This is a genomic window from Terriglobus sp. YAF25 (assembly GCF_052113305.1).
Taxonomy (GTDB): domain Bacteria; phylum Acidobacteriota; class Terriglobia; order Terriglobales; family Acidobacteriaceae; genus Terriglobus.
On record NZ_JBFRCY010000998.1, the window covers coordinates 1 to 1,266 of the forward strand.

Annotated in this window: 1 protein-coding gene; it reads right to left on the reverse strand. The window is 54.1% G+C overall.

All coding sequences use genetic code 11. The features are described 5' to 3' along the window. Positions 1–680, reverse strand: a 680-nt coding sequence (locus tag AB4043_RS25975; RefSeq protein WP_442308584.1) for a TonB-dependent receptor plug domain-containing protein, incomplete at its 3' end; no start/stop codon positions are given. Positions 681–1,266: the final 586 nt, after the last annotated feature.

The following is a 1,266-nucleotide window of genomic DNA, read 5'->3' on the forward strand; positions in this document are numbered from 1 at the left end:
GGGGGGTTGTAGCCCGCGGTTCCGTTAAGCGAGTAGGTTGGCTTATCCTGCGCCGTGGGTGTTACGAGGTTCACGGTGCCGCCCACACCATCAGCATCCTGGTCTGCAGCAAGGGTTTTGTAGACCTCGATACGGTCAATCCCGTTGGATGGAATCGCATCCATCTTGACGTTGCGTACCGTCACCTCCACCGATGGCACGTTGACACCGTTGATGGTCAAGTTGGAAAGCCGCGGCTCCGTTCCACGGATCTGCACGTACTTTCCTTCGCCCTCATCTCGTTCCAGCGACACACTGGGCAGACGRCCGATGGCATCGGCGATATTCGTGTTGGGAAGACTGGTGATCACACCCGCCGGCGCAACCTGAACGATCTCGGCAGACATACGCTCAATGTTGATGGCTTCGGCATCGCCGCGCAGGCGAGGCGCTGTAACGATCACCGTATCGCTGTCAGATGCTACCTCGAGCATTGCCGCAACGTTCTGCGTCTGATTCGAGACGACACTGACGGTCGTGATGAACTGCTTAAATCCCACATACGACGCGGTAAGCGTGTATGTACCCGGAGCCAGGTTGGGGAAACGAAACTCTCCATGATTGTCCGTAGCTACCTGACGTTGCGATGGTTCAAGAACCACCTTTGCACTGACGAGAACAGCTCCGGCGGTATCGCGCACGTTTCCTGCGATTCCACCGGAGATTGTTTGTGCAGTGAGAGATCTATCCGCCCATAGACAGACAAATAGAAGAACAAAACTTTGCCAGAAAAATTTGCGCATACGCTCTTATCCCTTTGAAAAGCCCGGGTTGGAGTGAATGGATTCCCTACATCGTCGGCCTCTTTACGTGCAAGGGGGAGAGGTCTCTACGATGTGGTAAGTCGTTGGGGGGCACTAACTGAACTTCAGCGTAGGCGCTTGCGACTTAACTCAAACTTAAGAGGAGACAGGTGCTCTGTGATTTCATGCGAAATTCATTGAAGGATGAGTCTGTATGGCGGGGGGCGTTAAAGCGCTGAAGGCGCGTTCCATATCAGCCTGGGGCAACGCCCCAGGTTGCAGTGCCAACAAGATGTTAAAGGGCTGAAGGCCCGCGCCATAATTCCGTGGATTCGTACCCACCCTAACTTCGTGAGGGTGGGGCACCTGTGATGTTTCAAGAGGTTGTTGTCCATCCGTTTGTATCTGGAGATTCTGTTTGTGACGAGCAAATAGAAGTTTCCGGAGGAACGGATGGACTATCACTATCATGCCCGATTGACGG